18 protein-coding genes are annotated in these 18,439 nt (G+C 52.5%); 16 read left to right on the top strand and 2 right to left on the bottom strand.

Translation table 11 applies throughout. The annotated features are described in order from the left end of the window. Positions 1–51: 51 nt before the first annotated feature. A complete protein-coding gene (gene dnaA, locus P9H32_RS08010) occupies positions 52–1,431 on the bottom strand; it encodes a chromosomal replication initiator protein DnaA (protein WP_322608372.1) in 1,380 nt (459 codons plus the stop codon). A 303-nt stretch (positions 1,432–1,734) separates the two neighbouring features. Between dnaA and P9H32_RS08005 the strand changes: the two genes are divergently transcribed. The 15 genes from P9H32_RS08005 to P9H32_RS07935 all read left to right on the top strand — a co-directional run bounded on the left by P9H32_RS08005 (position 1,735) and on the right by P9H32_RS07935 (position 16,274). After that, the gene (locus P9H32_RS08005) at positions 1,735–2,862 is read left to right on the top strand and encodes a Xaa-Pro peptidase family protein (protein WP_322608371.1); all 1,128 of its coding nucleotides are present in this window, start codon (positions 1,735–1,737) and stop codon (positions 2,860–2,862) included. 59 nt (positions 2,863–2,921) lie between these two features. Continuing rightward, positions 2,922–3,521, top strand: a complete 600-nt coding sequence (locus tag P9H32_RS08000; RefSeq protein ID WP_322608370.1) for a Spy/CpxP family protein refolding chaperone — start codon at positions 2,922–2,924, stop codon at positions 3,519–3,521. 321 nt (positions 3,522–3,842) lie between these two features. Next, complete coding sequence (locus P9H32_RS07995) at positions 3,843–4,286, top strand: HIT family protein (protein WP_322608369.1); 444 nt, start codon at positions 3,843–3,845, stop codon at positions 4,284–4,286. Continuing rightward, the gene (locus tag P9H32_RS07990; RefSeq protein ID WP_322608368.1) at positions 4,279–4,710 is read left to right on the top strand and encodes a Minf_1886 family protein; all 432 of its coding nucleotides are present in this window, start codon (positions 4,279–4,281) and stop codon (positions 4,708–4,710) included. The genes P9H32_RS07995 and P9H32_RS07990 overlap by 8 nt, the downstream gene beginning before the upstream one ends. 158 nt (positions 4,711–4,868) lie before the next feature. After that, on the top strand, positions 4,869–7,055 hold the full coding sequence (locus P9H32_RS07985; RefSeq protein ID WP_322608367.1) for a secretin N-terminal domain-containing protein: 2,187 nt from the start codon (positions 4,869–4,871) through the stop codon (positions 7,053–7,055). After that, complete coding sequence (locus tag P9H32_RS07980) at positions 7,055–8,737, top strand: GspE/PulE family protein (RefSeq protein WP_322608366.1); 1,683 nt, start codon at positions 7,055–7,057, stop codon at positions 8,735–8,737. Before P9H32_RS07985 ends, P9H32_RS07980 begins: the two co-directional genes overlap by 1 nt. A gap of 15 nt (positions 8,738–8,752) precedes the next feature. After that, positions 8,753–9,967: a type II secretion system F family protein gene (locus P9H32_RS07975; protein ID WP_322608365.1), complete on the top strand. Its 1,215-nt coding sequence runs from the start codon at positions 8,753–8,755 to the stop codon at positions 9,965–9,967. 63 nt (positions 9,968–10,030) lie between these two features. Beyond that, positions 10,031–10,471, top strand: coding sequence for a type II secretion system major pseudopilin GspG (gene gspG, locus P9H32_RS07970; RefSeq protein WP_322608364.1), 441 nt, complete (start codon positions 10,031–10,033; stop codon positions 10,469–10,471). Between the two features lie 23 nt (positions 10,472–10,494). Beyond that, entirely contained in the window at positions 10,495–11,178 is a 684-nt protein-coding gene (locus tag P9H32_RS07965; RefSeq protein ID WP_322608363.1) for a prepilin-type N-terminal cleavage/methylation domain-containing protein, read from the top strand. Further along, positions 11,175–11,588: a prepilin-type N-terminal cleavage/methylation domain-containing protein gene (locus P9H32_RS07960; RefSeq protein WP_322608362.1), complete on the top strand. Its 414-nt coding sequence runs from the start codon at positions 11,175–11,177 to the stop codon at positions 11,586–11,588. The genes P9H32_RS07965 and P9H32_RS07960 overlap by 4 nt, the downstream gene beginning before the upstream one ends. A 40-nt stretch (positions 11,589–11,628) precedes the next feature. Then, positions 11,629–12,369: a PulJ/GspJ family protein gene (locus tag P9H32_RS07955; protein WP_322608361.1), complete on the top strand. Its 741-nt coding sequence runs from the start codon at positions 11,629–11,631 to the stop codon at positions 12,367–12,369. Further along, the gene (locus tag P9H32_RS07950) at positions 12,366–13,421 is read left to right on the top strand and encodes a type II secretion system minor pseudopilin (RefSeq protein WP_322608360.1); all 1,056 of its coding nucleotides are present in this window, start codon (positions 12,366–12,368) and stop codon (positions 13,419–13,421) included. The genes P9H32_RS07955 and P9H32_RS07950 overlap by 4 nt, the downstream gene beginning before the upstream one ends. Positions 13,422–13,445: 24 nt before the next feature. Further along, positions 13,446–14,786: a PilN domain-containing protein gene (locus tag P9H32_RS07945; protein WP_322608359.1), complete on the top strand. Its 1,341-nt coding sequence runs from the start codon at positions 13,446–13,448 to the stop codon at positions 14,784–14,786. Between the two features lie 4 nt (positions 14,787–14,790). Continuing rightward, entirely contained in the window at positions 14,791–15,390 is a 600-nt protein-coding gene (locus P9H32_RS07940) for a GspMb/PilO family protein (protein ID WP_322608358.1), read from the top strand. Next, entirely contained in the window at positions 15,387–16,274 is an 888-nt protein-coding gene (locus P9H32_RS07935) for a hypothetical protein (protein ID WP_322608357.1), read from the top strand. The genes P9H32_RS07940 and P9H32_RS07935 overlap by 4 nt, the downstream gene beginning before the upstream one ends. 322 nt (positions 16,275–16,596) lie before the next feature. Here the strand turns inward: P9H32_RS07935 and P9H32_RS07930 are convergent, their stop codons facing one another. After that, positions 16,597–17,283 carry an EF-hand domain-containing protein gene (locus tag P9H32_RS07930; protein WP_322608356.1) on the bottom strand — a complete coding sequence of 229 codons (687 nt, stop codon included), beginning with the start codon at positions 17,281–17,283 and terminating at the stop codon, positions 16,597–16,599. 458 nt (positions 17,284–17,741) lie between these two features. On the opposite strand from P9H32_RS07930, the gene P9H32_RS07925 reads away from it, so the two are divergent. Then, positions 17,742–18,422 (top strand): GntR family transcriptional regulator, encoded by a 681-nt coding sequence (locus P9H32_RS07925; RefSeq protein ID WP_322608355.1) that lies wholly within the window; start codon positions 17,742–17,744, stop codon positions 18,420–18,422. The last annotated feature ends 17 nt before the right edge of the window (positions 18,423–18,439 follow it).

Raw genomic sequence — 18,439 nt, 5'->3', positions numbered from 1 at the left:
AAAAAGCCGCCCAGAAGGCGGCCCGAAGAATATGTCAGGATTATAAAACGTTTAAACAAGTGCTTTGGCAGCGTTTTTATTCACTTTGTCCTTCAGGATTGAGAGGGTCTGCTGAAGGTTGCGGTTGTCTTTTGATTTTTCGGATACCTGATCATGAGCATAGAGAATCGTCGCATGATTGCGGCAGAACTGCTCGCCGATGACCGGATATGACTGCGAGGTCATAGTACGCGAAAGGTGCATGGCAATCTGGCGCGGCCAGGCAATGTCTTTCGAGCGTTTTTTTCCAGTGAGATCCTGCGGACGCAGATCAAAGTGCTCGGCAACCGTGCGCTGAATAAGGTCGACGCTGATCGCGGCGGCGGACTCTTTATCGAGAAGATCATGAAGGAGTTCTTCCACTTTCTGGATATCCACCTGCTGATTGGTCAGCGACATGAAGGTGGCCACACGGATAAGGGCTCCTTCCAGACTCCGGACATTCGAAGAAACGCGCTGGGCAAGATAATCCAGTAATTCGTGGTTAATATTCAGATTCAGCAGTTCGGCTTTTTTACGCAGAATGGCGGTGCGGGTTTCTACATCCGGTTTTCCGAGCTCCGTCACCAGACCCCACTCAAAGCGGGAAATGAGGCGCGGTGCCAGCCCGGCCATTTCGCTCGGTGTGCGGTCGGAAGTGAGCACAATCTGTTTATGACTTTCAAAAAGGGTATTGAAGGTATGGAAAAATTCTTCCTGCAACCGCTGTTTACCGTCGAGAAATTGGATATCGTCGATCATCAGCATGTCGATTTTCCGGTATTTTTTCCGGAAATTGGACACATTGTTGTTCTGTAGGGCTTCAATATATTCATTCGTGAATGTTTCACAGGTGATATAGCACACTTTTGCGCGCGGTTTTTTGGAAATAATATGATTTCCGATCGCCTGCATCAGGTGGGTTTTTCCCAGTCCCACACCGCCGTAGATGAACAGCGGGTTATAGGTTCGAGAAGGCGAATTGGCTGCGGCCATAGACGCCGCGTGGGCAAACTGATTGGCGGAGCCGACCACGTAGGAATCAAAGGTGTAGTTCGGATTCAGATTGTGGTTGGTCTTTTTCTTTTCGAACGGATTCGGAATCGACAGCGAGGGCTGAGGTTCCGGTTCCGGTTGTTCTTCTTTATTGGAATCAAATGCGCTGGAGTCCACTTCCAGTGTAATATCCATTTCCTCACCGCTGACCACCATCACGGCTTTGCGGATCATCGGAAAATAGTTTTCTTCCAGCCAGTCTTTATAAAAATCGTTGGCAACAGCCAGACGCATCGTGCGGCCATTAATATCCAGACATTGAATAACAGCAATCCAGCGATCGTAAATATCGCCGGAGAGAATACCTTTCAGCTGTTTACAGGCTTCTTCCCAAATTTTTGAGCTATCTTTGTTCATTTTCTCTTAAAATCTTTCCCCTTAACAGGCTGCCGGAACTTATTGACAAGTTATTAACAGGCAGATACTTCCCCCTGACGAGCAGTTGTGTAATGCAATGTTGGAAGGTAGTGCATGCGGTTCAGAAGCTCAAGTATTCTGGGTATATTTAGTTCTAAAAAAAATGGAACCACAAAATGTGGATGGTACAACTGGATCAACCACAAGATAGCTTTCAGATTGTTGGTAAAATGTTAGAACAAAAATGTCCTACTGATCAGTGGGGTTTTTATAAGGCTTCATATCCAAGGAGGTTGTGCCCGGATGAATAAATTAACAGGTCTGATTTTATGCTCAGGATCATCCCCGAGCACCACAAATATCCACTATTTAAGTGGGTTTACCGCACCCGACGCTTTTCTTTTCCTGAAAACCGCCAGCGGCGGATTGCTCTGTGTTTCCCCGATGGAAAAAGGGCGGGCGTGCAGCCAATCGACCCCCGGAACACAGGTTTACACTCCGCAGGATCTCGGGCTCTCCGGAAAAAATGCGTGGGATTTTTCCGAACAGATTCCGGCCCTGATGAAAAAAGCCGGAGTCCGTCAGCTCAAAGTACCAGCCGATTTTCCGACAGGACTTTTTCAGGATCTTGAAAAAAAAGGAATTTCGGTTTCGGTCGAAAAAAATCCGGTCTGTCCCGAACGTAACGTGAAAACTGCCGCCGAAATTTCCAAACTCCGGAAAAGTCAGCGTGCCGCAGTTGCTGCGATGAAGGCGGGTATCGAACTCATTGGCTCCTCTCGGATTGCAAAAAACGGGTTCCTTTATAAGGGAAAAGAAAAACTGACCTCGGAAACGGTTCGGCAACGGATTCATAAAACGTTGATTGATTACGATTGCGCCGGGGTGGAAACCATTGTTGCCGGCGGTGATCAAGGAACCGATCCGCACGAGCGAGGCCACGGCCCGCTTTCAGCGGGTCAGTCGATCATTATCGATATTTTCCCTCGTTCCGAAAAAACAGGCTATTGGGGCGATATAACCCGCACAGTCTGCCGCGGCCCGGCGAACCCGGAGCTGAAAAAACTGTATAATGCAGTAAAAGCGGCGCAACTTTCGGCACTGAAAATGGTGAAACCGGGCATCTGCGGCGATGAAATTCACCGAAACTGCTGCGATATTTTTGAACAGCGTGGTTTCCAGACCTTGGAAAAAGAGGGCCGGCACGTTGGTTTTATTCATGGTACCGGCCATGGGGTGGGGCTGGATATTCATGAGCGGCCAAGAATTGGAAAATCCGGAGAAATTCTGGAAGCCGGGCATGTGATTACGATTGAACCGGGACTTTATTATCCGGGACTCGGCGGGGTTCGGATAGAAGATACTGTGGTGGTCACGGAGGACGGATTCCGTTTTCTGGCGGCCTGCCCGAAAAAGTTTGAACTTTTGTAGGCAATATCGGCCTGTTAGTTTCGTTATACACTCGAGTACCCGTTCCGGAGGTTATTACGATGAAGAAACAGATGATGATGTTAAGTGCAGTGTTGTTGGCACTGCCGACGTTGAGCAAAGCCGATGAACCGCCGCGCGGCGAGTCGGAAATCCGCTATGAACAGCGCAAGAGTGGACATGATCGCGATGGTCGCCGGGGTGAGCGTCGTGAGCTTACACCGGAAGAACGAGAAAAAATGAATGAGCGCCGGCTCCAGATCATGGAGAAGACGCTGAAGGAACTCGGGGTGACCGAGGAGCAGAAACTGCAAATTACGGAGTTGCAGAACCAGATGAAAGAGCAGATGCGCGCGGCCTATCTGGATATTGAAGAAAAAAAGAAAAACCTCAAAAAAATGGAAGAGGAAAGCGCACCGCAGGATGAAATCTTTGCGGCCATTGATGAGGTAACAGATGCCCAGGCAGAACAGATGAAAATTCTGGCGCGTAATCGGATTCAAATGGAGCGGATTCTTGGAAAAGATAAATTTATGCAGTTTATGGACAAGGCGCGGAATAAATGGAGAGAGCATGGTGGTCGACGCAATGGCGATGATTCATCACGGGGTCCTGACCGTGAAAAGGATAAAATGCCACCGCAGTCTCCTGCAGCACCTTAATGAGTTCTTTTTCATAGTACGGCGCTGTCCGGTTTACCGGACGGCGTCTTTTTTTTTGTGCGGCGAATTTGTTTTTCCAAGGATTGGAAAAACCGAGGAGACCTGTGGTGTTTTGAAATAGAAATCGTCCGTGGGTCTGCTACATTTTCCGCATGTCCGATAAAAAAAACAGTCCATTTCAGGCGGCATTCTGGATCAGTAATCAGGAAAAACTTTATATTCTGATAATCTGTTTGTTGTTTATTCTCGGTTTCGGTGCACGGTATCTTTATTTGAATAACCGCCGGCCTTCTCCGCCGCTGGACCCGCAACCCGAACAGATTGAAAAAACGGAGCAAATTCATGAGTGACTGTATTTTCTGTAAAATCGTGAATAAGGAGATTCCGGCCACGGTGGTTTATGAGAGCGAGGAGGTGCTCGTTTTCATGGATATTGGTCCGATTATCAAGGGGCATGTTCTCGTGATTCCCAAAAAACATTATGATCCGGTCACGGAAACCCCCGATGAAATACTGGCTGAAATGCACCTGACGGCCAAAAAAATCGCCGCAGCACAAATGAACGGACTCGGTGCGGACGGCGTCAATATTATGCAGAACAACGGAAAAGCATCCGGTCAGGAGGTGGAACATATCCATATTCACGTTATTCCGCGTTTTAACAACGATGGACACCACTGGAACTGGAATCCGAAAGTATATAACGATTTTGAAGAAATGAATGATTTAGCAGAGAAACTGCAGAAACAGCTTAATTATGAATAATCCGGGTTTAAATGAATTGTTGGAGCCAATCCTCGCGAAGGATGGGCGCTATACAGTTCAGGCTTATATTTTTGTGCGGGAAGGACTGGACCACACGGTCCGTAAACTTGAGCAACCGCGTCATGTTTCCGGAGGGGAACTGCTCGAAGGTATGCGTGAATATGCGCTTCAGGAATTCGGACCGCTCACGAAACGCGTTCTGTCCGAATGGGGGATCAACGAATGCGTCGATTTCGGTCATATTGTATTCAACCTGATTGATGCGGGACTGCTTGGAAAGACTGAAGAGGATACGATCGAAGATTTTATGAATGGCTATGATTTTCATGAGGCGTTCATCAAACCCTTTAAGCCGGCCCAATTCTCATGCGTTGAAGAATACAAAGCCGATTACAATCAGTTGATTTTAAAAATACAGAAATAAACTGCAATAAGACGGGAACCCTTCCCGTCTTTTTTTATCGCATAGAAAAGGTCCGTGTTTTTATTTGATGCGGGCCTGTCTTTATTGAACACGTTTATAACGTCTCATAAAGAAATGGATAAAAACTGACGGGCTTGAATCAACACAAGGGTGCACATATGCAGAGTAAAAAGGGATTTGGGGTTGTATTGTTAAGTGTGTTAATAGCCGGTCAGTTACCGGTTGCTCACGCTCAGGATCAGCAGGAAAACCAGCAACGCCGCCGACCGGGTGGATTCTCCGGAGCAGGGGGCAGGCCCGGTGGTCAGGTCGGTAATGCAACCGTCAATGCATCCAATACCGAAACCGGCCCGAATCCCTTACTTAACAGTAGCGTCACGCGCGCCGCCACCGGATCGCAGGTAGCCGTAAACTGGGAAAATATCACCCTCAAAGACTGCATTGAAGTGCTCTGCCGTGATCTCGGTATGGAATTCATCATTTCCCCTTCAGTAAATGTCAGTCAGGAAGTCAGCATTCGCGCCGGCAATGTCACGGAATGGGAACGGGACGACAAACTGGAAATGTTCGATGCCATTCTCGATACCGCCGGCGTACAGCGCATGGAACGCGGCCGCGTCTGGGTTTTCTCTCCATCTGAGCTGCGTCCAATCGTAAAAGTCGGAGAGGAAACCGACTATTCCGAGGGAAAACCGATTATCGGCGTCATTGAGCTGAAAAACATCGATGCTTCCACAGCGCAGGATTTTCTCAACAACTTCAGCGGAAAGCCGCAGCGGATATTCGGCATGAGCGGATCGAATCTTCTGGTGGCGATGGGGACGCAAGCCTGGCTCAAGCAGATGCAGGATCTGCTGGCTATCGTGGACGTTCCGTCCTCCGTCCTTGTGCAGTATGTGCTGAAAACCGCTGATGCCACCGATGTGGCGAGCGAGCTTTCCAACATCTTTTACCGCCGCACCGGATACGACGGTTCCGCCGTGCAGTTTTTTGCAATTGCCCGGCTGAATATGGTGGTGGCGCATAACACCACCGCCGCCATGGTACCCGAGATTGAACGCTGGATCACCATGCTTGACCGCGCCGACGGCACCAACGAGCGCGTCACCAAAATCTACCGCCTCAAGGTCGTTGAAGCCGAAACCATCGGTGCCACTCTGGATGATCTATATTCCAGCCTCTATGCCCAATCGCAGGCCAAGGAACAGGAATTGGGTAAAACAAGTACGAAAGCGAATACAAAAACATCGACCAATTCCAAAAGCACCAATACAAAAACCAACACTTCGAAAAATAATACCACCGCCAAAAAGACGGGAAGCAATACCCAGCCGGCTGCCGGCGACGTAGCCGGCACGACTATCGATGAAGAAGTTATCATCCTCTCCGATGAAGATACCAACACCCTTATCGTCAACGCTCCGTCAAACATGCACAGCGAGATTGCCAAAACCATTGAGGATCTCGACCGGTCCCGGCGCCAGGTCCTGATTGAAACCGTGCTGGTGGAAGTTACACTGGATGAAAGTCTGGATCTCGGCATTGAATGGTCGATTCTGGGTTCCGGCGATCCCGTTCATTCCGCCGCGCAGACGGCCAGTCTGGAGTTGAACGAAATTTCTTCCGGCGCGACCGCTCTTTCGGAAGCTTCCGACGGGCTGACCTATCTGCTTAATGCCAATGAAAAGGCCATGGCCCTTATTCACGCCGCGCAGGATGATGATCGGCTGCAGGTTCTTTCCTCGCCGACCGTTCTCACACGCGATGGCATGGAAGCGGAAGTTTCCTTCGGTAAAGAAGTTCCGATCGAACAAAGCAGTGTGACCGATTCCGGAACAGAAAACTATTCCTACGACTATCGCGATGCCAAAATCACGCTGACCGTCACGCCGAAAATCGATGACTATCGTATGGTTACACTCGATCTGGAACAGACGGTTCGCTCCATCGATGCAGATTCTCAAGATGATGAAGCCCCGACATTCTACACCCGCGAAATCCGTTCCAATCTACAGGTGGATGACGGGCAGACCCTGATTCTCGGCGGGTTGATCGAGCGGACCGATCAGAAAATACGAACGGGCATTCCGTTTCTCAACCGCCTTCCGTATATCGGCTGGATTTTTGGACGCACCAAAACGGCCAAGGTGGGGTCTGAAATTCTGATGATTATGACGCCGCGTGTGGTGGATACCCGCGAAGAAACCGATCTGCTGACTCAGGAGTTTCGCCATAAGATTCTCGGCGCGATGGATGAAAAGGACATTCGAAGTCTCTATAATCTCGATGATGATGCTCCGGAAGATTTCGGCCTGAAAACGAAAGATATGAAGGAGTCGGAATAATGGCCTATCGTCAAATCGGCGATATTCTGGTGGCTCACGGAGCGGCCAGCCGCGATGCGGTGCAGGCCGCGATACGAAAACAGCACGAGGGCGGAGGAGTTCCGAAGATTGGAAAAATCCTCGTCGAAAACGGCGACATCCAGCCGCTGGATCTCACCAAAGCGCTCTCTGAACAATACGGACTGCCCATCTGCGGAATGGAAAAACCCGCCGAACACCTCTGTCTGGACGACGATCTTCCCTATCCCTTCATGATGGAGCATCGGCTGCTTTTTGCGCACGAAGATGAAATGTTGATTGCCATCACCGATGATCCAACCGACTGGTCCTCCATCGAAGCCGCACGACTGCGGCAGGGCGAAGAGCTTCCGGTCTTTTTGGTGCCGACGCCGGAAATGGATGATGCGCTGTTGCGCATCGAAGATTTTGCCGCAAACAATCTCGGCAGCATGATGCAGGATGCCGAGGTCTTTGAAGCCGGCGACTGGGGCGATGAAGAGGAGCATCTGCGCGATCTCGCGCTGGAAGCGCCAGTGGTGCGCATGGTGAATCTCATCATTACCCAGGCCGTGGAAAAGCGTGCCTCGGATATTCATGTGGAAGTCGGCGAATACAATCTGCGCGTTCGCTATCGCGTGGACGGCGTACTGCACGAAGCGGAATCGATTGACAAAAAGCATCATGCCGCCGTCACCTCGCGCATGAAACTGCTGGCCAAACTTGATATTGCTGAGCGGCGCATTCCGCAGGACGGCCGCATTAAAATGCAGATTCAGGGGCACGACCTCGATATGCGCGTCGCCACCACACCCACAATCTACGGCGAAAATATTGTGATTCGTCTGCTCAACCAACAGCAGGTGGAACTCAACTTTGCCAGTCTCGGCATGCCGGAACGCGAAGAAACCCTGTTTACGAAGATGGTGGAACAGCCCCAGGGCTTTATTCTCGTCACGGGGCCGACCGGAAGCGGTAAAACCACCACACTGCACACTGCCCTGACCCATCTGAACAGCGAAAAGGTTAAAATCATTACCATCGAGGATCCGGTGGAAATCCGCCTCGGCGGCATTAACCAGATCCAGATGAATCCCAAGATCGGTATGACCTTTGCGAACGGCCTGCGGTCCATTGTGCGGCAGGACCCCGATATTGTTATGGTCGGTGAAATCCGCGATGCCGAAACCGCCGACATTGCCATTCAGGCTTCGCTCACCGGTCACATGGTGCTTTCCACGCTGCATACCAACGATGCCGCCGGATCAATTGCGCGTCTGGCCGATATGGGCGTCGAAAGTTATCTGATTGCCTCGGCCCTGACCGGCTCATTGGCACAGCGTTTGTGCCGCCGCATCTGCCCGCATTGTGCGGAACCCTATACGCTTAAACAGAGCCATCTCTCCGATTTTCCAGAAGCGGTGGAGCCGGAATATAAACTCTATCGCGGAAAAGGATGCGAGAAGTGCGACGGCACCGGATTCTACGGCCGCGTCGGGTTATATGAACTGATGACGGTGAATGACGAAATGCGCGAGCTGATCCAGAAATCGCCCGAAGCCGGTCCGATCCGTGAACTCTCCCGCCGATCCGGGACCAAACTCCTGCGCGAATGCGGCTGGCAGGCCATGATGGATGGCGTCAGCACGGTGGAAGAAGTCCGGAGGGTAACCCAGTGGGTATAGGTTTGAGTACGGTGCATGAAAAAATTCTCATATAAAGCCATTACATCGAGCGGGGAATCGAGAACGGGTCTCATTGAAGCGCCGACTGAAGCGCGGGCGGTTCAGCAGCTCCAGCAAAAAGGGCTGGTGGTGCTCAATATTGCCGACAGTGCTTCTGCCGAAGGGTTTTCCTCTGCCTCAAAATCGCTTGGCGGCCGGATTACGAATCAGCAGCTGATGGAATTTTCGTCCGAAACTTCCGCACTGCTCGATGCAAAGATTCCGCTGGAACAGGCGTTGAAAACCCAGGCCGATCTCTGCAGTCACGAACGGTTTAAAGAAGTGCTTTCCGAAGTCTGGAAAGATGTCACCGGCGGTGCCTCTTTTGCTGATGCGCTGGCCCGGCATCCCAAGGTGTTTGAACGCTTTTATTCCAACATGGTGCGCGGCGGCGAAGCTTCCGGATCGCTCGATCTGATCATGCGGCGTATTGCCGCACTGCTCGAACGCCGCCAGAAGCTGAAGTCCAAAGTGGTCACGGCTATGATCTACCCGTCGTTGCTGCTCATCATGGGGGTTGTGGTGGTGGCGGTCATGATGATGGTGGTGATTCCGAAACTGACCTCGCTTTTTGAAGGTACAGGGCAGCTGCTGCCCGCATCCACCCGTGCACTGATGGCCATCAGCGAGTTCAGCATTCAGTATTGGTGGCTTGGACCGCTGTTGCTGATTCTGGCCTTCACCGGGTTTAAATTCTGGACGCGGAATGAAGAGGGAAAAGTGGCCTGGGGCACCAAACTGTTGAAGTTTCCAATCCTTGGAAGTCTGCTGGCCGAGGCGGAAACCAGCCGTTTCTGCCGTATGCTTGCCGCTCTGCTCGAAGGTCAGGTTCCGATTCTGCAGGCCCTTTCCATCACCGGCGGAACGCTGGGCAATGCCGCGCTGCGTAAGCTGATGCGCTTGGTCTATGAAAATGTGCAGGGCGGAAAACCGATGGGCCCCGTGCTGCAGAATGAACCGCTCTTTCCTGAACTTGCGGCGCGCATGATTGCCATGGGCGAGGATTCCGGCGAGCTCGGAAATATGCTCGATAAAGTGGCGGAGCGTTACGAAGAAAAAGTCACCGCCAGCACCGAACGTTTTGTCAGTGTGCTTGAACCGGCGTTTATCGTGATCCTCGCCGTCGTCGTCGGTTTTATTGTGGTCGGCATGATGCAGGGGATCATGGCCATGAGCACCTCGGCCGGATAGAAAAGAGCAGTGATCATCGGTGCAGATGAAGGGTTGAATTTAAACAGTAGAACGGAGGAAGTGATGAATCAGAAGAAAAGGAAACAGAGCAAATCGGGTTTCACATTGGTGGAACTGTTGGTGGTACTGGTGATTCTTATGGTGATCGGTACCATTGCGGTGCAGAACTTTTCGGGTCAGGAAGATAAAGCCAAAGTCAAGGCGGTGCGCGCATCGTTCACGACGCTGGAAAATGCGCTCGAACGTTTCAAACTCGATATGGGCCGCTATCCGACCGAAGACGAAGGCCTGTCGGTGCTGATCACGGCGCCGGAGGATGATGACGGCAGCTGGGGTCCGAAATACCTCAAGAAAGAGCGCCATCTGCAGGATGCCTGGGGCAACGACTATGTGTATACCGCGCCGGGTCCGGACAGTGAACCGTTTGAAATTATCTCCTACGGAGCCGACGGCAGCGAGGGCGGTGAAGGTAAATTTGACGCCGATCTCTCGAATCTGGATTAACGAAAAGCAGGTCGAAAGTCGAAATGTCCAAGGGCAGAAGTCAATTTTTGAAAAGTCAAAGGTCTGTGGCGCGGAGTTCGACCTTTGACTTTGGACGGATAGACCTTCGACATTGTAAGTCCGGCTTCACGATGATTGAGCTTTTGGTGGTGATGGCGATTATCGTCGTGATTACCACGATCAGCATACCGACCATCGACAGCATGACGTCGCCGAAACATGGGCTCCGTAAAGAGGGCCGCAAAATCATGCAGCTGATGACAGAAGCCCGAATGGCGGCGATGAGCCGCAAGGTGAGGATCGATCTTCGGATCGATTCCGAAACGCGGGAAGTTCATATGGTTGAGGCGCGCCGCTTCCAGGCATTGGAAACCGGGGACTCCGTTTTCCAGACCTTGGAAATCGACACCAATGTTTTTGAAAAAACGGTGACGTTTGATGAGGACTATGCACTCGAAGCCTTCACGGCCGACCAGATTCAGACCGATGAGACCGACGACGAGGATTCCGGTTTCCAGACCTTGGAAACACCGGCATCGGACACCGAAACCGCCGTGGAGCAGCCGGCGGTTTCTTTCACCCATTTCGGCGGCAGCACCGGCGGCGGAATCACATTGGTGAAAGATGAAATACAGCTCCACATTGCCGCCGATATTCTCACCGGCCGGCCGAAAACGGTTTCGGTTTCCAAAGGAGAATCGCAATGAACGGGCGCAGCGGCTTCAGCTTGCTTGAGGTGCTGGTGGCGCTCGTCGTCTTTGCGATCGGGGTGACCGGGATGCTGACGGCGCTGGGCTATAACCTGCGCGATATCAGTTTTACGGAAGACCATGCGATGGCCGTGCGGATGGCCTCGCGGGAAATGAATGCGCTGCGCCGGTTCACCTACGTACCGGAGTCGGAATCCTCCGGGGAGGAGGGGCGCTTTTCGTGGACGGCAACGGTGGAGCTGATGGATATTGATGAGCTGCCCGGAATGGATGGCGATGACGAGAGCCTGACGGATGCTTTGGTGCCCTGCGAATTGGAAGTCACGGTATCGTGGAGTGATGATGTCGGCGGGGATCCGGTACACCACGTGAAGCTGAACGGAATTGAGCTTTTTGAAGATGAATAGGGAATATCCCATAGCGAACAAGGAAACATGCTTTTTAAAGGTGGATCCATTTCAGGTTTCGAAACAGGGTTTCACCCTGATGGAGCTGCTCGTGGCGCTGGCGGTGATGGGTATTCTGTGCAGCTCGATTGCGGGCGTGCTGCGCAATGCGACCGACTCGGTGGAGCAGGGTACGGCGGCGCTGGATAATCTGACGCGGCTGCGGTCGCTCGAAATGGTGCTCGGCGGGGCGCTGCGCGATGCCCGGGCTTTGCAGTTGACGCAGGAAGAACAGTCGATGCTGGAAGAGGAGGGTTCGTACGATTCGGCGGATGGCGATTACCGCTACCGCGGCGAAGAGACGGCGGTGGGTTTCTGCCTGGAGCGCCCTTTTCTCGGAACGGAGCGCGATGGCTATATGCACTGGATTGTGCTGGAAGTCCGGACCGACGAGGAGACGGACCTGCAAAGTCTCTGGCTGACGGATGTCTCGTTCCTGCAGGGCATTGATAATCCGGTGGGCGAGGATTGGGGCGATAATGCGATGTTCACGTCCGATGCTGAACTGCCGAAGCAGGAGGTCCGGCTGCTGGATAAAGCGGAGATGATTTTTTTCCGTCATTGGCAGCTGGATGAAGAGGGCATGACCGATGAACCGGAGCCGGTGGAACTCGAACCGGAAGATATTGAGGGCGACTATGCGCTGGAACTGCCTGATTTTGTGGAGATGGAAATCAAGCTGCCGAAAATGGAAACCGAAATCCTCTATTTTGATTACAGCATTCGGAGAAACGGAATATGAGGCTCCGATCTCCGACCCATCCCAAAGAAGGCTCGGCGCTGATTATTGTGCTGGCGGTGGCGGTGATTCTGGCACTGCTGGTGGCGAATTTCGGCGCGGATATGAATGCGGAACTGAAGGCGGCGGGCAGCAGCTATGAAGAGGCGGTCAACACCCAGCTCTGCCGCAGTGCGCTGGCGCTGGCGCGGCTGGAAATCGGGCAGGACAATACCCGGCTGTATGCCAACGGGTATGGCGATGCCTATCTGGTTTCCGGTACCGAAGATTATGAAACGGTGATCGAGGAGCTGCAGGAATACCGTTCCGGCTATGCGCTGGGCCGCGGCATGCTGGCCTATCAGCTGGTATATAAACCCTCTGCCATCGATCCGAATGAGCTCGGCCAGGAAAGCTGGCATCGTCTTTTTGAAGTGGCCTGCGATATGGATGAGGGCACCGACCGCAGTGAACTGGTCGATGCCATTCTCGATTGGATCGATGCCGACAGTAACACCCGCGCCAACGGTATGGAGGAAGAGGATTACCAGGCACTGGATAATCCCCGCCATGTAAAAAACGGCAGACTCGAATCGCCGGAGGAGCTGATGCTCGTCTACGGAATAACACCGGATCTTTTTTACGGCCGGGGCCATCCCGCCCACATCGAAGATGATATGGTTTGGGGCGGCGGTCTGCAGCGTTATCTGATCGGTGACAACAGCCCCGAGGGCGAGGCATCGGCGCAATATATTCTGCAGGGCACCTATCCGGACGATGTGGATACGGATGAGGATGAAGAACTGGAATATGAGCAGGTGAATACGATGCCGGATACCCTTTACCTGATTGCGCAGGGCTTTGCCCCGGACGCACAGGATGAAGAGGAAAAATCCATTTTCGGAGAGGTTCCGGAAGAAATCACCTTCCGTTCGCGGCGCTTTCTTCTGGTGGAACTCAAGCTGGGCGAGGGCAATGGCGCAAGCTATGAACTCGAGGATATGGTGGAAAATGCTTCGGGCGAAATGATTGAACGCATTCTCACGTACGGGGTGCCGGAAGAGGAAGAAATTTAGACCAGTCAGTTAGGACAAAATGTTATGAGCGCAAAAACAACAATGTGTATTCTGTTCGGGGATCAGACGGTGGATGTCGCCTTTGTCGACCGCAGTATGCTCGGTACTCAGGTACGGTTTGTCGAGCGGTTCCCGCGGAATGAACAGCTGTTTGAAACCCTTGCGGAACGGATGAAGGCCGAGGAAAAAACACCGGCGCGCGTGACCCTTTGTATCCCCCGGAATACCGTCATTCAGCGTACGCTGCACTATCCTGCGGCCGCACGCGATGAACTTGAAAATATGATCCGTTTCGAAGCGGTACGCCATATTCCGTTGCCGGAGGAGGAACGGCTGATGGGCTGGTCCACTGCGGATTCTCCCGACGGGCAGCAGGTGGTGTTGAATCTGACGGCTGCACGGCGGGCTGATGTGCGCGATCTGATTGATCAGTTTGAACAGGCCGGTGTACCGATCGATGAAGCGGTGGCGTTCAGTTCGGCGGTATCGTCCACTCTTTCAGACATTCCGACGATGCTGGTGCTGGCTGATGCCGAACACATGGAACTCTGCCTCTATGGCGAGGATATTTTGCAGGATTCGCAGCTGTTGTCGCGGTCGATGCCGGGGTTTGGTCCGCAGCGGGTGGTTACGGCGGCGCGGCAGATGGCGGCCAAAAATAAAAGCTGGCTGGGCGATGAAGGCATCAGCCGCATTCTGACCGGAGGTGCGGAATCGGCGGAAGAGCTGGAGATGGAACTGGCGACGGCTTTCGGCCTGCATGTCCAGCCTTTGGAAATTCCGGAGGCCGAGGCAACGGCGCTGAGGGACGATCAGGAGCCCTTGGCCGAGGTGCTGCTGGGGGCCTCGGTGGTGCCGGAGGTGACACTCAATCTGATTGAAGATAAAAAGCGGAAGGTTCCGATCAGTCGCCGGACGCTGGTGATTTCAGCACTCTGTATTCTGCTGGGGGTTGAATTGGCGGCGGCTTATGCACTCAAATCCGGTTCGCCCTGGCTGCAGCGCAAAAGGGTGGCGCAGGAGATTCAGGAAATGAACCGGGCCACGGCCGATATCCAGGAGATGCGTACGCAGAACTGGATTTTCCGCAAGCAGCTGATCCAGCTGGAGCGGGTGTGTGAATCCCGCACGAGCACCATGGAAATGCTGAGTGCTCTTTCCGAGGCCCTGCCGGAAGATACGTATCTGAACGGATTTTCCTATGATGGAGAGCAGCTGACCCTGAAGGGCAATTCCAAAGAGCCCGACAAGCTGCCGGAGCTGGTTATGGCGCTGCCGTTTGTTGATACCCTGAATACGTCCGATATCGGAAGGAAAGAGGGCGATTACCACGAATTTGAGCTCAGCGTGAGTTTGAGGAGATAACGTTATGAAGAACCCTTTGGCAAAATTGTCGCGCAGAGAGCGGCTGTATGTATTGGCCGGCGGCACGGTGCTGCTGTTCGGGCTGGTGCTTTATCCCATCGGTAAAAAGGCGGCGGCCTTTCGTGAGGAACAGCTGGAACTGCTGCAGGAAGAAGCGGCGCTGCTCGAAGATCTGTATGTTCTCGAGCTCGATGGCTGGGCCATTGAAGAGGAGCATGAAAAACTGAAAAGTGCTCTGCGCGAGGCGGACGACCTGCTTTTTCCTCCGATTGAAAACCGTATTCTCACCCAGACCGCCATGATCAAGCTGCTGAATGAACTCGGGCCCGATCTTGAACTGGAAACCACGGCCGGCCGGTCATCGGTCGGCGATGCCGCGAATCAGCTGAATCTGGAACTGCGGGGCGAAGGGCGCTATCCGGAAATCCTGAAGTTTATCCATCGGCTGGAAACCTATCGTCCGCTCATTCTGGTTCAGGATTTTTCGTTGGCGGAACGGCGCACCCGTCGCCGCCGGCGCGACCAAAGCACCGACACCGCCGAACCGCGGCTGTCGCTGAATATGTCGATCCAGATTATCTGCCAGGCCGGAGGTGAAAAATGAGTTTGAAATATACCCGCTTTTTAATTCCCGGGCTTGGTGTCCTCTGCATCGCCGGTGCCGTTGCTGTCGTCATTTCCGCACGCGCACCGATGGAAACCGGTTTTTCGATGGATGGCGAAACCCCCTACGATGTCCGGGTACCGGAAAATTTTGATCCCGGCAACGACCTGCCCACGATGGAGGAGGTGGTGGAAAAGCATCTGTTTGTAAAAGAGCGCAAAGCCACCGGACAAAATACGTTTCCGGATTTGCTGGTAAAAGGAGTATATGTCGGTGAGGAAAGCAGTGCGGTCTTTTCGTTGAAATACCGTCCTGAAGCCAACCTCCGGGTCTGGAAGGGCGATGTGGATTCCGTCATCAGCCGGATTACCGATTCGCGGGATTCACGAAAACCGATTGTCGATTTTCTCAGCGAATGGGATATCAAAGAAATCACATTCGAAGGGGTAACGGTTGAACACATTATCACCGGCGAGGTGGAAACCTACCGGGTCGATTACACCCCTGCCAAGCATGTAAAAGACAATGCCGAAGCCGGCTACGGTCAGGGAATGCTGGCGGTTATCGAGCAGGGTGGTTCAAAAACTGCCAAAACCTCGAACCGTTCGGCACAGAATTCCCGGCAGGCCTCGAATTCGCAACGCGCTCAGGCCTTCCAGCAGATGCGTTCCATGGTGGAATCCATGTCGCCGGATCAGCGGGCCCGGCTGGCGGAACGTATTTCCAGTGGATTCCAGCCGGGCGGTCAGCAGTCCAACCGGAATTCCTCGAACAGCGGCGGCTCCCGGAACTCCGGTTCCTCTTCAAGAAACTCGGGGTCATCCTCACAGAACTCCGGTTCGTCTTCGAGAAGTTCCTCCGGCGGGGGCGGGCGGTCACGGTAATCAATCGGTCATCTTTTCGATGAGGGTCGGGCGCGGAAGTGTTCGGCCTTTTTTATCTGCGGGAAGCGGCGCCGTCAGTTTCCAATGTTTGGAAAAGCACCGTCGGCATCTGCTGTGGCTGTGATGCCACTCACAGGAAGACGCAGTACAGAACCCCGCATCGTAAATGCAGGAAAGTTCATGACTTCTCTATGGGGAGAGTTGCTTAAGACAAATATAAACTGAACCGCTTGCGGGCAACCGGTGGGGCCATGCAAAAAAAAACGGCACTCAGAATGGGGTTCTGAGTGCCGCAGGCAACCTTGTTATTTATCGGGATGGATTAGTTGCGGTTTTTGCGTATATCAGCCCGCATGGCTTCACGTTCACTGTCGCTGAGTTTACCGTCGCCGTCGGTATCATATTTTTTCATCGCTTCTTCACGGCTCATGCGCTGGCCGCTTGCACGTTCCTGACGTCCGCCCTGACGTTCCTGGCGCCCTTCGCCCATATTAGGGCCCGGGCGGCGTCCTTCAGATTCAGCAGGCGAACCGGACTCCTTATCGGCCATAAGCTTTGCGAGTTCGGTGGCGGAGAGTTCGCCGTTTCCGTCGGTGTCATATTTTTTAAGCATGTCCGAAGTACCGTCCGGTCCGCGGCGCCGCTGACTGCCGCGCTGACCCATTTCACTGCGCATGGTTTCGCGTTCAGCGTCGCTAAGCTTTCCGTCGCCGTCGGCATCATATTTGGCCAGTATTGCTTCAAAATTCGGACGCTGTCCACCCTGTCCACGCTGTCCATCCTGTCCGCGCTGTCCATCCTGTCCACCGCGACGTCCGCGCTGTCCCATTTCGCTGCGCATGGCTTCACGTTCACTGTCACTGAGTTTTCCATCACCGTCAGCATCGTATTTTTCGAGTATTTCATCAAAATTCGGGCGCTGTCTTCCAGAGCCCTGTGCTTCGGCCATATAGGCCGCGCCGAAGAGTGCCATTACGAGTCCTGCTTGTTTCAATACCTGAGTTTTCATTATCGGTCTCCAGTTGTTTGGGTTGTGAGAATAAAACGCCCGGCACGAAAAATTATTGTGTTAATATGTGATGCATTTTTTTCGGCTTATTAGGGGAATTTTATGGCGGGCACTTATTTTTTAGAATCAAAGAGTAATTTAAATTCAAAGGTTGTAAGCTTTGATGACAATGGCACGAGTGATAAAAGTGTATATGAAACCATGCTGTGGAATTCAGGCCAGTCATACCGGATTAAGGACCGTTATTATACTTTTCCTTTGTGGAGCCGAAGAGGGCTGGAGGTAGTTATAATTTGAGGCGTTAATATGAAATTTTCTGCTGCTGCTAAGGGCTAAAGCACTGAAATAATCGACATTCATTCTGCGCTGGGCAGGCGCTTTTAATTCCGGGAGTTTTGAGCTTATAATAATGCCTTTTACGTTTAGACAGTACTTATTGGATAACGGATCATACGGTTATGAGTAAACAGCCCGAAAAACACACTGCAAAGACCATCTACAGTGTGCTGAAAGAGCGCATTTTAAACTGGGATTATATTCCGGGTCAGCGTTTCACCGAAAAGACCCTGTGCGACGAATTTGCCGTCAGCCGAATTCCAGTGCGTGAAGCATTGAGCATGCTGATCGATAACGGACTGGTTCTTAAAGAACGGAATGTCGGCTGCAGTGTGCGCAAACTGTCCGTTGAAAATATTGATCACATCTACGAAATGCGAACGGCTCTCGAATTGTATGCCGTCGAGGAGTTTGCCTTCACGCCTGCGAGCTCAATCAAAATTTCAGACCTCAAACTGGAATGGGAGCAGCACGCGAAGTTCCCGCCAGACGGGGCTATTGACCCTATTTTCTGGGGCGATGCAGACGAGCGTTTTCATGAAGGTCTCGTGGATCTACTGGAAAACCCGGTGTTTTCAAAGGCCATGCACGATGCCAACAGCCAGCTACGGTTTCTTCGGGTAAAAAATATCAACACGTTTGACCGTTTAAAAACGACTTGTGACGAGCATCTGTTGATTCTTGCTCTAATTGAGCAGGGGCGGAGGTCTGAAGCCCGAGACCGGTTGCGTGAAAATATTCTGTTAGGCCGGAACAATGTGCAGGCTTCCTTCAAAGAAGCACTGATGAAAGCTTTTTTATAAAACGGAGCCCTTTATTG

This window comes from Pontiella agarivorans, assembly GCF_034531395.1.
GTDB lineage: Bacteria > Verrucomicrobiota > Kiritimatiellia > Kiritimatiellales > Pontiellaceae > Pontiella > Pontiella agarivorans.
This window is presented reverse-complemented; position numbering and strand designations above follow the sequence as displayed.